We start from the raw sequence: 12,395 nt of genomic DNA on the forward strand, positions 1-12,395 counted from the left end.
TGCGCGTCAGGCGTGGCGTCCGGGCGCGCAATGTCACGTCGTCACGTCGTCACGTGCGGAGCACGATCTCCCGGAAGACGTTCGCGCTGACCGCCATGCCGTCCCCGAACGGCGCCTCCAGGTCCCAGATCAGGAAGAGCAGGAAGGCGATCAGCGCACTGAAGAGCCCGGCGAGCAGCAACTCCCGCCCGGAGCGCCGGATCTGGAGGGTGAAGATCAGCCCGACGGTCACCAGAGCCCCGGTGATCAGGCCGAACCACACCATGCCCGGCATCGAGGACCCGAGGTCCTGTCCGCGGGCCGTCCGCGCCTGGTCCGCCGCGGTGACCTGGTCGAGCAGCGGCTGGTACGCCTGCTGGCCGAGGTCGTCCTTGGGGTCGTAGCTCGTGACGTCGCTGCGCACCTTGTCGAGCAACTGCGTGGCCTTGGGCGACAGTTCCTCGTGGTGGCGCATGTAGGGCCACTCCTTGTCGGCCACGAAAGCCGCGTACGTGTCGACGTCCGCGCGCACCTGGTCGCGTACGCCGGCCGGGTAGACCTGCACCCGCGCCTTGATCTCGTGCAGGGCCTGCGCCTCGGCGAGCGCCTCCGCCTGAGCACTGCCGCGGCTCTCCCACACGCCCGCGATGGCCAGACCGAGCACGATCGCGTAGACCACGCCGATCATCATGACCATGTACTCGATGACGTCCGGGGTCTCGGACGGGTCGTCGTCCGCGGTGATCCGGCGCTGCCGGAGCACCACGACACTGATCACCACAGCGCACACCGCGACCATCGCGATGACCAGCGCCAACCACTGTGACATGGATGAACTCCCCCTCTTCGGCTAGTGGTTACGGCGGTAGGTGCGGGAGCCGGGGCGCAGGACGGCCACGGCGAGCAGGGCGGGAACGGTGGTGAGCAGCATCGTCTCCATCACGGTGCGGGTGTGCCGGGCCGGTGTGTGCACGGCTTTCGGCGCAGGCGTGGGCCAGGCGGCCGGTTGCGGCGGGGCGGCGGCACGGGTCGGGCCGGGGGTGGGAGTGGGTTTCGGGGTCGGGGTGGCCGACGGTGTCACTGGCGGGGTGCGGGTGGGTGTCGGGGCGGGGGTGCTGGACGGGGTGGGGGCAGGTGGCGGTTGTGCCGGGGCAACGGCCTTGGTGCGCGTGGGTGTTGGAGTTGGAGTCGGGGTCGGGGTCGGGGTGGCCGTCTTCGTCGGGGTCGGGGTCGGCGTGGGTGACTGGGTGGGCGGCGGTGTGGGGGGCGCCGAGGGCGGCGGCTGCGGGTGGCACCATGGCCACGGCCAGCTCGGGGGGAAGGGCCATGAGCCGGACCAGCCGTCGTGCCGGTTCCACGGCCAAGGCCAAGGCCAAGGCCAGGGCCAGGGGACGCACTTGAGCGGCCCGGTGTGCGGGTCGGGGGCTCGCGTGGGTGTGGGTGTGGGCGAGGGCGTCGGCGCGGGGTGCCGCGTCGGGTGCGGTTTCGGTGCGACCGTACGGGTCGGGGCCGCCGTACGAGCGGGCGCGGCGGTACGGGTCGGCGTGGCCGTAGGCGCCGGGGCCGCTGTACGAGCCGGCGCGGCGGTACGGGCCGGGGCCGCCGTACGGGCCAGGGCCGCCGTACGGGTCGGCGTGGCCGTAGGCGCCGGGGACGGGGTGCGGGTAACGGTCGGGGACGGGGAGGGTTCAGGCGAACGGGCCGGGCCCGGGGGGCCGTCGGTGACGTGTTCGGTGCCCGGGCGGGCTGGTGGACGGGAGGTCGTACACGTGCGGGCCGCGCGTATGCCGTCGGCGCAGCCGGGTCCGGGGGTCGCCGCGGCGACGCCGCCCAGCCCCCACGAACCCGCTGCCACCACCACGGCGAGCGCCGCCCACAGTCGGGCGAGCCTCCCCCTTGAAGTTCTCACCCCCCAATGCTTCGCGGCGCCGCCGGGACCCGCCCGCGCGAAGGCCACCCGTTCACCCGAAAGGTTCACATCACCCGTAAACCTGCCTGTGTGATGTGCAACGCCCTTTTCGCCAGGCGCGGTTGAGGGCGTCCGCTACCGCTGCGCGCCGGCCTCCCCCAGCGCCTCCAGCAGCAGGTCCCAGGGGTACGCGACCGGTTCGTCGCCCTCCGGCGGGCCCGGTTCGTAGCCGCCCGGACCGTAGAGCACCCGCACGCCGGCCTGCCGCAGCTCCCCGATCGACCGTTCGAACGCCGGGTGCTGGGCATACGCCGAGTTCAGGCAGGGCATCGTGAGCAGCGGAATGCCCTTGCCGATCGCCTCCGCGGCCACCCCGACCACGAACTTGTCCGAAATACCCGCCGCCCACGCGTTGACCGTCGTGAACGTCGCCGGCGCCACCACGACCATGTCGGCCGGCGGCCAGACGTCAGGCTGCCCGGGCAACTTGTACTCCCAGCGCACCGGGTGGCCGGTCAGCACCGCCAGCCCCTCCAGCGACTCCGCCAACCACCGTGCCGCGGTCGGGGTCAGCCCTAGGCAGACGTCCCACCCGGCCCGCTGCGCGGACTCCACCACCCGCGCCACGTCGAAGACCGGGGGCGCGGCGGAGGCCAGCAAATAGAGCGTTCGAGCGATCATGACCACCACCCAACAGCCCCACCCGTCCCACCGCAACCCGCCCCCGCCTCCCCCGTAACGCTTCCGTCCCAAAGGCTGCCGCCCGCGGTGCTCCCCCGGCCGGGCCGGCGTGACACTGCCCACATGAGCAAACCTCCGGCAGTTCCGGGCGGGGTCCCGATCCGGGTGGACAACGCCACGATCAGCGCGGGTGCCTGGTCGGCTCCTGCGAAGGGCACGGTCGTCCAGACCGTCGACGGCACCGGCAAGCGGATCACCGCCACCCGGATCGTCGCTCTCGGCCCCCTCGCCCTCGCGGCCCGCAAGAAGACGGGCCGGCTGACGATGGTGCTCGCGGCGGCGGACGGCAGCACCACCACCGTCAGCGTCAAGCCCGGCAAGGCGCAGGCCGCCACCGCGTGGGCGATCGCCTTCAACGCCTGGAGTTCCGCGCCCTGACGCCGACCCGGTCGAACCCGGGGAGGCGGTCGCGTCGTCCCGCCGGCGGGCGGCCCGGTGGATACGCTGGAGCGCATGATCCACACCGTGGCCGTCGACATCGGCGAGACGCTAACGTCCGACACGCGTGTGTGGGGGATGTGGTCCGACTGGCTCGGGGTGCCCCGGCACACGGTGTCGGCCCTGGTGGGAGCGGTCGTCTCGCGCGGCCAGGACTGCAACGACGCGCTGCGGCTGCTCCGGCCCGGGCTGGACGTCGCCGCGGCGCAGGCCGCGATGGAGGCATCCGGCCGCGGCGAGCACTTCGACGAGACCGACCTCTACCCCGACGCGCGGCCCGCCCTCGGCGCCCTGCGCGCCGCCGGCTACCGCGTCATCGTCGCCGGCAACCAAAGCGCCCGCGCCGCGGAGTTGCTCCGCGCCCTCGACCTGCCCGCCGACCTCGTCGCCACCTCCGGGGAGTGGGGCCTCGCCAAACCCGACCCCGCCTTCTTCGCCCAGATCGTCGGCCTCGCGGGATGCGAACCCCACGACGTCCTCTACGTCGGCGACCACCCCCACAACGACACCTTCCCCGCAGCCGCCGCCGGCCTGTCCACCGCCCACCTCCGCCGCGGCCCCTGGGGCCACCTCTGGGCCGACGACCCCGACGTCGCCCTCACCGCCGACCTCCGCGTCGACTCCCTCACCGACCTCGTCAACAAGCTCACGAACCGCCGCTGAAACCGGCTCGGTTCCGCATCCCTCGGGCTCGGCCCGCCCCGGCAAACCTGAGACGTGCGGCCGCCCCGTCACCAGCACGGCCGGCACGGTGACGGGGCGGTCGTGTCAGCCGAGTTGGTGGGCGAGCACGTCGGATGCGACGGCGGATACCTCGTCTGCGGTGAGGCCCGCGCATTCCGGCGGCGTCGTCGGTGCCCCGGTGAGTTGCACCGTCCCGGGCGTGTACTGGTCGCGGATCGCCTTCCAGCACGCGGCAGTGCGGCCCTTGGCCAGTTTCGAGTCCGACGGGATCGGCGGCTCGGACGTAATGACGCTGAGCGGGGTGTACTTCCCGCTGTATGTGACAACGCGGTGCCCGTGGCTGCTGCTGGACGAGCAGCCGGCGAGCAGAAGCCCGGCAGCGGCGAGCAGCCCGAACACGGCGGTTGCAGTGGTGCGGTGCATGCGGTGCATGGTTCCCCCTCGTGTGGTCAGAGGGAGTGTGGCGCCGCGAGGATGTCGGGCGCTGGGATGTGGCCGAGCTGTGACGCGGGTCAGCGGTCCCAGGGCCGGCGTTCGGGACACCCGCCGGTGCCCCGCCGAGCCTCCCCTCCTGGCGGGGCGCTGCCATCACACCCGGCCGCTACTGTCCTTGCCCCCACTCGGCCCCTTCCTGGCAGGGCTTTCGTGCGTTCGCCCAAGGCACTCTGTCGTGTTTCTTGATCACCGGGCTACCGTGCATGCGCCGGCGATCGCCGGACCTACAAGGGAGGCGACATGGCCCGCAAGTTGCGCATGCTCGGCACCAACAGCAAGACCGGCGAGTGCCCCACGCTGTACGAGGACACCGAGACCGGCGACATCCTGGTGCAGGGCTACACCGTCACCGACCCCGACACCCTCGCGCAGATGGTCAACCCGTTGGAAGGCGAGTCGCTGGTCGTCGTAGACCGCGCCCTGCTGGTGAACTTCGCCCCGAAGTCGTGACCGGCGCAGTACCAGCCGCCGGCATCCTGGACTACTTCCGAGACGGCTTCGAGCACACGGCCTGGCGCTTGGAAGCCCAACGGGAGTACGCGGCCGACCAGCAGACCGAGGAGTATCAGCGCTTCCTCCAAGGCATCGCACCGCCTCGCGACAACGGCAGCCCGTGGTTCGCCAACGCCCGCGAGCAGACCGCAGCCGGCAAGCGCATCGAACGCGTCCGCCTGGTCGACGAGCCGCCCACCGCCAACCAGCGGTACCTCCTGGCCACCACACCGGACAACCTCCACTCCGGCGAAGACATCCGGTACCTGTTCCGCCGCGAGGCCCTACGGATCGGACTGCCCGCTGACGACTTCTGGCTCTTCGACTCCCGCACCCTGGCCCGCTTCAACTGGACCGACTCCGGGCGGCGACTGGAACTGACCACCGACCCCGACCACGTCCTGCGAGCCTGCCAGATCCGCGACGCGGCCTGGCACTATGCGAGCAGGTACGAGACGTTCAGGGCGCGGGTACCGTCCCCCATGTGAGCACCGACTTCCAGCAGGCCCGACAGGCCCTCGGCGTGCGGCTCCGCGAGCTGCGCACCGAGGGCCGCCTCACCGTACGGCAACTCGCCGGAGCATGTGGCTGGGCCCCGTCGAAGGTCAGCAAGCTGGAGACCGGCAAGCAGACCGCCACCCCGGCCGACCTTGAAGCGTGGGCCGCCGGAGTCGGCAAGCCGGAGTCCGCGGCCGAACTGAAAGGCCGCCTCGCCGGCCTCGAATCCACCTACCGTTCATGGCGCCGCGCACTGGCCGGCGGCCACCGCGCGGTACAGGACGCACTCGGCGCGCAGCACGAGAGAACACGCGTGTTCCGGGGCTTCACGGCATCGGTCATGCCGGGGATCTTCCAGACTCCCGAGTACGCCCGCTGCGTGCTGACCCGGTACGCCAACCTGCACGGAGTGACCCGGGACATAGAGGCCGGGGTGTCGTCGCGGATACGCCGCCAGGAGGGCCTGTACGCGGCGGGCAAGACCTACCGGGTGTTGATATGGGAGTCGGCCCTGCACGTCCGGATCTGCCCGCCTGCGGTCCTCGCCGACCAGTTGGACCGGCTGATGTCCATCAACGGCCTGTCGTCGGTGCGTCTCGGCATCATCCCCTTGACCGCCGACGTGCAGATCGCCGCCGGCGACGACTTCTGGATTCACGACGACCGGCTCGTCGTCGCTGAGACGTGGCACGCGGAGATGTGGCTCGACTCGCCTGAGGACGTCGCCTTGTACCGGAAAGTGTGGGATGCCCTCGACGCCTCGGCCGTCAGTGAGCGAGTCGCGCACCGCCTGATCAGCCGCGCGCGGAGCGCTCTCGACATCCCGTGAGGAACAACGGGAATCACCCGCCCGTCGTTTCGAAACACTGAGAAACACGGACGTCAGCGAGAAACACGCCGCCGTAGCGTCGAACTGCGCCCGTTTCACTGCGCCGACGTGGTGGGGCGGGCGGGGAGAGGCCCCGCGCCGTGCGAGCGGCGGCGCGGGGTGGGGCTACGTACGTGAGGGGCGCGGCATGCAGGGGTGCACGGTGCGGCGGTCCGCTGTCGGGCGGCTGCTTGACGAGGAGTTGAGCGCCCCGCGGGTGGGGTCGTTGGAGGCGACTTGCGACGTGATCGCGGAACGGCCCCTGACCGTCACGCTCGGCGAGATCCGCGGCGCGCTGGACGGCCCGCTCGACGGGGAGGGCAAGCGCAGCCTGCACGTGCTGGTCTCCACGCTCTACCACCGCGCCGGCGCGACCCTCGCCCTCACCGAGGAACTGCGCGCCGCGATCGAGGCGGCACCCGCCGCCCCGTCCACCAGGAAGCCGCGCGGGCGGGACGCGGTCCCGGCACGCACCGCCGCGTGATCAGGAAAGCCCCTCCCGGTCCAACGGGAGGGGCTTCGACCTGCGCTCGCGACGGGGGTGGGCGTGGACGGTTTCGAACCGCCGACATCCGCCTTGTAAGGGCGGCGCTCATTCTCCTGTGACCTGCGAAGCACCCATCAACGAAGATCATTTGGGAGATATCTGGGAGATCAACTCTCATCCCAGATCCTCGACCATCCGAGTGCCCACATCGTGCGCTCGAAGACCTCCTGAAGCCCGTCCAGCCTAGCCTGCCGCATGGCCGGCGTGGGGTGCTGATACACCGACTTGATACCCGGGCGCTTGTGGCCAGCCTGCTCGTAGGCCAAGGCCGGCTTCACGCCGATCTGCTCCTGCAGCGAGTCGTGGGTGTGCCGCGCCCCTCGCATCGTCGCACCTGGCTTGATGGGCTCCCATGCCGCCCGCGGGGCGTGCCCCTTGGTCGCGGGGAGCGCCGTCCGGCCGTCCGCGACGGGCCGCATCACCTGCCGCCCGAAGTTCGCCCGGCGCCAATGGCCGCCAGTCCGCGTACAGAACAGCCACTGGAACCCCGCCGCTTCGACCCGCTCGACCTGGTCAACGAGAAGTTCGTGGAGAAAGGGCGGCAGGTCCGCGTCCCTCTTGGACTCCGCCGTCTTCAGCGGCTCGATTCCGAGGAACTGACCGGCCTTCGTCCCATCGGGGTTACGCACGGTGTACTCGGCAACCTCATCTACGATGGCCAGCGTGGGACACGAGAAGTCCCCTTCTTGACGTATGCCGAGCGACTCCGGCCGCAGGGCCAGACCTTCCCCCCAGCGCGGTCCGGCGAACCCCGTGGTCAAGATGTGCGTCCCGTCGAGCGGCCCGGCTCGCCGAGCACACAGCAGCAGCTCCTTGGGTGGAATCCAGAGGTCCGTGTCAGCCTTCGCCCGCACCGATGCCTTCACCGAAGCCGGCCTCGATCGGCGTCGGTTCGCGAGCGGGTTGACGAGCAGCCGCTTCGCGTCGACCGCGCCGGTGAGGATCTGCGACATGATCGTCAAGCACTTCGTCGCCGTGCTGTCGTCGCAGGACAAGCCGTTGGCCCAGGACTCTGCGTCGTACCAGGTGATCCCCTGCAGCGGCACGTACTCCCAGCGGGGCAAGATGTGGGTCTCCAACTTCTCCCACATGGTGTTCCGCGTGCGGCCGCGCGGCTGTCGGTCGGCCATGTACTTCCGGGCCCACTCGCCGAACGGGCCGCGGCTCAACGCCGGGTCGATCCAGCGGCCTTCGCGGATCGCCGCTTCCTGGGCGTCCCCCCAGTCCTCGGCGGTCCTCTTGGTGGGGAATCCCGGCTCGCTCCCCCAGGTTCCGTCTGGTTTCAGGTATCGGGCTCGCCAGGTGACTTTGCCCTTGCTGCCCTTGGCTGTGCTGACCCGCTTCTCGGCATACGCCATCGGGTCACCTCCGTGAGGTGCGTGTGGGTGTGGGTGTGGTGTTGGGGACGGCGGCCCAGATACCCCCCGGGCCGCCGGTCTCCCCCATGGTCAGGCGCCGCCCTCGCGCGGCCCTTTGTGGCCGAGATCCGTCTTCCAGGGCGGGACGATCCCGGCCTGGGCGGCGGCGTCGGACACGTACATCACATAGTCGCCGATCCGTCCTGGCACCGGCCGCACCCACACCAGCACACCGAACGGCATGCTGGACACGCGTAGAACGCGGACCATCCTGCGGCCCCTTACCCCGAGCTGGGCGCCCCCCGTCGGTCCGGTCATGCTGGCACAGGTGTGTGCAGTGTGTGAAGGTTTCTGGCCATCTGATGACCAGAAAGATAATTCACGTATTTTCTGACGGTTCGTCTGATACGTCGCCGAGGCGGTCGAGGTGGCCCTCGCGCCGCTCCCACGCCTCCAGAGCCTCCCGGATCGCCTCCGGGCTGGCGCCACCCTTGCCCATGACGAGCACGACCATGTCGGCATCTGGAGTGAGCGGTACGACGCGGGTGTCCAGTGCGGTGCCCTCGGCGAGAGTCCGCACCACGCGCACCGGTAGGCCGTCGGGAAGGGCCTCGCGCGAGCCGTCCCGCGCGAGTTGACTTGCGCGGGACGACTCGCCCGTCTCGCCCGAAAGATCGCCTCCGGCGGACTCGCGGCCGTCGCGGATCGCCTCGATCGACCCCTCGGCCCAGCCGAAGTACCGCGCGATCGAGCGCAGGGTTGGCGTGATCTTGGCGTACTCGGTGCCGCGCTCGATCGCGCGGATTGTGGGCTCGCTGGTGCCTACCTCGGCCGCCAGCTCTCGCTGCGTCAGGTTCTGACGGTTGCGAGCGGTCCGTACCGCCGCACCCACCCGCGTCCAGTCGCTGTCCATGGTTGTCCATGATGCACCACCGTCATGCAACAGGCGAGTCAGGTTCCAGCCTTTGACCTGCGGATTGGCGGCGCATGGGGGGCGCGGGTGTTGCATGCCGTGCGCCCCGGCATGCAACCGCGATCGTTTCGAGCGGTGGTCACCGTTAGAAAATGTCGCCAGATTCCATCGTGCGACTTGCATATTCCACGAGTCGAGCGTTAGTTTCTGACGGTGAGACCGAACGGCATCGCCATCCGCACCATCCGCAAAGCGCAGAATCTGACGCTCCGCGGCCTGGCTCGCCAGGCCCGCTGCCACCCGAGTCACCTGTCCCGCCTGGAGCGGGGGTTGGCCGGCGCGAGCGACGAGACGATCCAGCGCCTGGCGGACGGGCTGATGGTGCCGGTCGGCGCCATCGCCACCCTGACCGAGGAGACGCTGTGACCGCCAAGGCCACGCGCACCAAGACGGCCCCCGCCGTCATCGAGCAGCCGACGATCGAGAGCCTGCTCCGGTTCACGCCGGAGGAGGCGTTCGCACAGAGGCTGACCACCTACAAGCCGAGCACGCTCAAGAAGCTGGCGCAGAGGCACCAGATCCGCCACCACCGCGAGGGCGGTGTGCCGACCGGTCGGATCTACTTCACGCTCGCCGACCTCGCGGCCATCACCGCCGCCGAGCAGGTCGCGCCGCTCGTGCTCAGCGCCTGACCACACGAAATCGGGGCCGTCCCGGACTGCCATCCGGACCGACCCCTCGGCTCCACCTCACCGCAGATCAAAGAGAGGTATCGCCTTGTCCGACCAGCCTACCGAGCGCCCGGCGGTCATCGCCGCGTTCGACTCCCTCATCGACACCCTGCTCGCCAACCCGGTGCTGGCGCCCTTGGCGCACGACGGGAATTGGACGGTGCACAGCAACAGCTTGGGCGCGTTCATCCGCCTGCTCCAGCACGTCCACGCGGCCGACCCTCAGTCGGTCCTCGACAGCGTGACGGCCACCTTTGGCGGCAAGCTCGTTCCGGACGGCCCGGCTGGCGAAGGCCAGGTGTGGCACAAGGCGACGACCCACTGGCAGGGCGCGCAGCTGGACTTCACGCTCGCGGCGCCCGGTCTGTCCACCGAGGAGACGCTGCGGGCGCGTGTCGCCGAGCTGGAGCAGCAGCTCGCCGCGCAGCAGCTGGCCGCGCCGACGGTGGTCGTGCCGCTGACCGAGCGTCCGGACCCGCTGGAGTCCGCGTTGCTCTCCGCCTGGAACAACTCCGAGCCCGAGATGCCCGAGTGCCACCGGTGCGGCAACCCGGTCGGACCGTGGGCACCGGACCCGTCCGGTGCCCGGTGGCCGTCCGGTGCGCAGAAGCTCGTGTGCCAGGTCGGCTGCAACGCGGGCGGTGCGCGGTGACCGGGTTGACGCCGGAGCGCGCCGAGGCCCTGCCGTGGCCCGCGCCGCCCTGGAGAGCAGGGACGTCGCGTACGGTCCCGCGGATGCGATCGTGACCGCCCTTCACCACGCCGGACTGCTCGCCCCCGCGCACACCGGGCTGTCGGTCTGGTGCGTCTGGGAGGAAGAGGGGCCCCTGCGCGGCCTGTACGCCACGAAGGCCGCCGCCGAGCAGGGCACGGTCGAGGTCTACGAGGAGACCGAGGGGCACTGCCCCGACTACTCGTGGCCGATCAGGGCGGGAGTGCGGGAGTTGGCGGCCGGCAGCCGGTGGGCGATTCTCGCGGGGCGCCGGTCGGGCGGGAACCGCATGGCGTGGGTGGGCGACCGCTGGCAGGCCCTGCCCGTCACCGGGCCGGTCGGGCGGTGGGAGTACGAGTCGGCGCAGGCCGCGCTCGACGCCGCCACCGCGCTCGCCGAGCAGATGGAGACGGGCGGTGAGCGCCCGTGATGTGGCTGATCGGCCTCGGCGTCGTCGTTCTGGTGCTGTTCGTCGCGGCCGGCGCGGACGACGCGCGCCGGGATCGGGCCGAGCGGCGCGACCGGAGCGGCCGATGACCAGTGCGGCCGGGGACACCCCCGGCCGCACGCCGGTCACCACCCGGCCCACCGACGGCTCGTGCTCCCACTGGATCGGCGCCCGCCGCCGGTACTGCTGGGCCCGAGAAGGCGTCCGCCCGTACATCCCCGGTCACCGCTGCCCCGCCCACACTCCCGCCGCGCTCCGTGGCCTGCCCGAACCCCCCGACAACCCGTCTCCGCTGCTCAACAAGGAATCAGCATGACCACGTTCACTTTCGCGCCCGCCACCAGGGAGCGCGCCTACGCCCGCATCGGGCTCCAGGGCCCGGCCGGCTCCGGCAAGACCATGTCCGCCCTCAAGATCGGTCAGCGGCTCGCCAACGGCGGCCCGCTCGGCGTCATCGACACCGAGCGCGGCTCGGCCCTCACCTACGCCCCCGTGCCCGGACGCCCCGACCTCGGCGGCATCGAGTTCCTGCACCTGCCCCTCGACAACTACGACCCCCGCAACCTCATCGAGGCGACCCGGGCCGCGGCCGCCGCCCGCCTGCCGGTCCTGATCATCGACTCGTGGTCGCACTTCTGGAACGGCAAGGGCGGCCTGCTCCAGATCGTGGAGGAAGCGGGCAACGCCCCCGGCGCGGGCGGCAGCTTCGGCGGCTGGCGCAAGGGCAACCCCATCGAGCAGGACATGCTCGAAGCGCTGCTGAACTACCCCGGGCACGTCCTCTGCACGATGCGCACCAAGGGCGACTACAGCATCGAGGGCAAAAAGGTCACCAAGCTCGGGGTCAAGGCCGTGCAGCGCGAGGGCGCCGAGTACGAACTCGGCCTGATCGTGGACATGGTCGAGGGAACCGGCACGGTCACCAAGACCCGGTACGCCCCGCTTGAGGGCATGACGGTTCACCACCCGGGCGCGGACCTCGCCGAGGTGATCCTCGACCAGCTCGGCCAAGGCGTCGATCCGGTCGAGGCCATCCTCGCCGAGTTGCGCGCGGACGGCCTGACGTACCAGGGCGCGCTGGAGATCTATGGCCGGGCGGAGCGCCGCGGGCAGCTCGGTCTTCCGGCTGCGCACCCGACCACGGGGGAGGTCATGCCGCTGGGCGACGCCATCAAGGCGGTGGGTGTCGCGCTCAAGCCGAACGCTGCCCCGGCGCCGACGGAGCAGCCGAGCCCGGCCCGGCAGGCGCTGGAGGAGCACGCGGACGAGCTGGCGGCCCCGGCGCCGGGCGAGCGTCCGGCCGCCTCCGGCGCGGTGTCCGCGCCGCAGATGCGGCGCATCTTCGCTCTGCTGCGTGCCGTCGGCGGCCCCGAGGACCGGACTGAGCGCCTGGACGTCGTCGGCCTGCTGCTCGGCCGCCCGGTCGGCTCGATGAACGAACTCGCGTCCGCGGACGGCCACCAGCTGATCGAGGTGCTGGGCGCGTTCGAGGGCGAGGGCGGCCGCGAGCGGTTCGCCGACACCGTCACCAAGCTGCGGCAACGCGCCGCCTGACCCCCGATTCCGGGTCCGGCGCCGCCTT

The 12,395-nt window shown here is 71.3% G+C and carries 19 protein-coding genes and 1 tRNA gene; 12 read left to right on the forward strand and 8 right to left on the reverse strand.

Features of this window, described 5'->3' with window-relative positions; all coding sequences use genetic code 11:
• Nucleotides 1–49: 49 nt before the first annotated feature.
• The 3 genes from AC3ERT_RS07260 to AC3ERT_RS07270 form a co-directional block, all read right to left on the reverse strand.
• Nucleotides 50–808 carry a bestrophin-like domain gene (locus AC3ERT_RS07260; protein ID WP_435126478.1) on the reverse strand — a complete coding sequence of 253 codons (759 nt, stop codon included), beginning with the start codon at nt 806–808 and terminating at the stop codon, nt 50–52.
• Between the two features lie 21 nt (nt 809–829).
• Nucleotides 830–952: a hypothetical protein gene (locus AC3ERT_RS07265; protein WP_335981087.1), complete on the reverse strand. Its 123-nt coding sequence runs from the start codon at nt 950–952 to the stop codon at nt 830–832.
• Between the two features lie 1,071 nt (nt 953–2,023).
• Entirely contained in the window at nt 2,024–2,569 is a 546-nt protein-coding gene (locus AC3ERT_RS07270; protein WP_335981086.1) for a flavoprotein, read from the reverse strand.
• 123 nt (nt 2,570–2,692) lie between these two features.
• Here AC3ERT_RS07270 and AC3ERT_RS07275 point away from each other — a divergent pair, with 123 nt between their 5' ends.
• Together AC3ERT_RS07275 and AC3ERT_RS07280 are read left to right on the forward strand one after the other, a co-directional pair.
• Entirely contained in the window at nt 2,693–3,007 is a 315-nt protein-coding gene (locus tag AC3ERT_RS07275; protein WP_335981085.1) for a hypothetical protein, read from the forward strand.
• Between the two features lie 75 nt (nt 3,008–3,082).
• A complete protein-coding gene (locus AC3ERT_RS07280; RefSeq protein ID WP_335981084.1) occupies nt 3,083–3,730 on the forward strand; it encodes an HAD family hydrolase in 648 nt (215 codons plus the stop codon).
• Between the two features lie 105 nt (nt 3,731–3,835).
• On the opposite strand, the gene AC3ERT_RS07285 is transcribed toward AC3ERT_RS07280, so the two are convergent.
• On the reverse strand, nt 3,836–4,174 hold the full coding sequence (locus tag AC3ERT_RS07285; protein WP_435126483.1) for a hypothetical protein: 339 nt from the start codon (nt 4,172–4,174) through the stop codon (nt 3,836–3,838).
• A gap of 312 nt (nt 4,175–4,486) precedes the next feature.
• Between AC3ERT_RS07285 and AC3ERT_RS07290 the strand changes: the two genes are divergently transcribed.
• The 4 genes from AC3ERT_RS07290 to AC3ERT_RS07305 all read left to right on the forward strand — a co-directional run bounded on the left by AC3ERT_RS07290 (nt 4,487) and on the right by AC3ERT_RS07305 (nt 6,588).
• On the forward strand, nt 4,487–4,696 hold the full coding sequence (locus AC3ERT_RS07290; RefSeq protein WP_435173233.1) for a hypothetical protein: 210 nt from the start codon (nt 4,487–4,489) through the stop codon (nt 4,694–4,696).
• Nucleotides 4,693–5,226: a DUF6879 family protein gene (locus AC3ERT_RS07295; protein ID WP_435173235.1), complete on the forward strand. Its 534-nt coding sequence runs from the start codon at nt 4,693–4,695 to the stop codon at nt 5,224–5,226. Before AC3ERT_RS07290 ends, AC3ERT_RS07295 begins: the two co-directional genes overlap by 4 nt.
• Nucleotides 5,223–6,065, forward strand: a complete 843-nt coding sequence (locus AC3ERT_RS07300; protein ID WP_435173237.1) for a helix-turn-helix domain-containing protein — start codon at nt 5,223–5,225, stop codon at nt 6,063–6,065. Before AC3ERT_RS07295 ends, AC3ERT_RS07300 begins: the two co-directional genes overlap by 4 nt.
• 187 nt (nt 6,066–6,252) lie before the next feature.
• Nucleotides 6,253–6,588 carry a hypothetical protein gene (locus AC3ERT_RS07305; RefSeq protein WP_435173239.1) on the forward strand — a complete coding sequence of 112 codons (336 nt, stop codon included), beginning with the start codon at nt 6,253–6,255 and terminating at the stop codon, nt 6,586–6,588.
• A gap of 58 nt (nt 6,589–6,646) precedes the next feature.
• Here AC3ERT_RS07305 and AC3ERT_RS07310 read toward each other — a convergent pair.
• The 4 genes from AC3ERT_RS07310 to AC3ERT_RS07325 all read right to left on the reverse strand — a co-directional run bounded on the left by AC3ERT_RS07310 (nt 6,647) and on the right by AC3ERT_RS07325 (nt 8,922).
• Nucleotides 6,647–6,724, reverse strand: a tRNA-Val gene (locus AC3ERT_RS07310).
• Between the two features lie 34 nt (nt 6,725–6,758).
• Nucleotides 6,759–8,009 (reverse strand): hypothetical protein, encoded by a 1,251-nt coding sequence (locus AC3ERT_RS07315; protein WP_435173241.1) that lies wholly within the window; start codon nt 8,007–8,009, stop codon nt 6,759–6,761.
• Nucleotides 8,010–8,099: 90 nt separating this feature from the next.
• Entirely contained in the window at nt 8,100–8,261 is a 162-nt protein-coding gene (locus AC3ERT_RS07320) for a hypothetical protein (protein ID WP_435173243.1), read from the reverse strand.
• 127 nt (nt 8,262–8,388) lie between these two features.
• On the reverse strand, nt 8,389–8,922 hold the full coding sequence (locus AC3ERT_RS07325) for a helix-turn-helix domain-containing protein (protein ID WP_435173245.1): 534 nt from the start codon (nt 8,920–8,922) through the stop codon (nt 8,389–8,391).
• A 213-nt stretch (nt 8,923–9,135) separates the two neighbouring features.
• On the opposite strand from AC3ERT_RS07325, the gene AC3ERT_RS07330 reads away from it, so the two are divergent.
• The 6 genes from AC3ERT_RS07330 to AC3ERT_RS07355 all read left to right on the forward strand — a co-directional run bounded on the left by AC3ERT_RS07330 (nt 9,136) and on the right by AC3ERT_RS07355 (nt 12,367).
• Complete coding sequence (locus AC3ERT_RS07330) at nt 9,136–9,348, forward strand: helix-turn-helix domain-containing protein (protein WP_435173247.1); 213 nt, start codon at nt 9,136–9,138, stop codon at nt 9,346–9,348.
• Nucleotides 9,345–9,614 carry a hypothetical protein gene (locus AC3ERT_RS07335; protein ID WP_435173249.1) on the forward strand — a complete coding sequence of 90 codons (270 nt, stop codon included), beginning with the start codon at nt 9,345–9,347 and terminating at the stop codon, nt 9,612–9,614. Before AC3ERT_RS07330 ends, AC3ERT_RS07335 begins: the two co-directional genes overlap by 4 nt.
• Before the next feature lie 85 nt (nt 9,615–9,699).
• Entirely contained in the window at nt 9,700–10,305 is a 606-nt protein-coding gene (locus AC3ERT_RS07340; RefSeq protein ID WP_435173251.1) for a hypothetical protein, read from the forward strand.
• Nucleotides 10,306–10,396: 91 nt separating this feature from the next.
• Complete coding sequence (locus AC3ERT_RS07345) at nt 10,397–10,795, forward strand: hypothetical protein (RefSeq protein WP_435173252.1); 399 nt, start codon at nt 10,397–10,399, stop codon at nt 10,793–10,795.
• Between the two features lie 103 nt (nt 10,796–10,898).
• Entirely contained in the window at nt 10,899–11,129 is a 231-nt protein-coding gene (locus tag AC3ERT_RS07350) for a hypothetical protein (RefSeq protein ID WP_435173254.1), read from the forward strand.
• Nucleotides 11,126–12,367 (forward strand): AAA family ATPase, encoded by a 1,242-nt coding sequence (locus AC3ERT_RS07355; protein WP_435173256.1) that lies wholly within the window; start codon nt 11,126–11,128, stop codon nt 12,365–12,367. Before AC3ERT_RS07350 ends, AC3ERT_RS07355 begins: the two co-directional genes overlap by 4 nt.
• Nucleotides 12,368–12,395 lie beyond the last annotated feature (28 nt).

This window comes from Actinacidiphila sp. bgisy145, assembly GCF_057708125.1.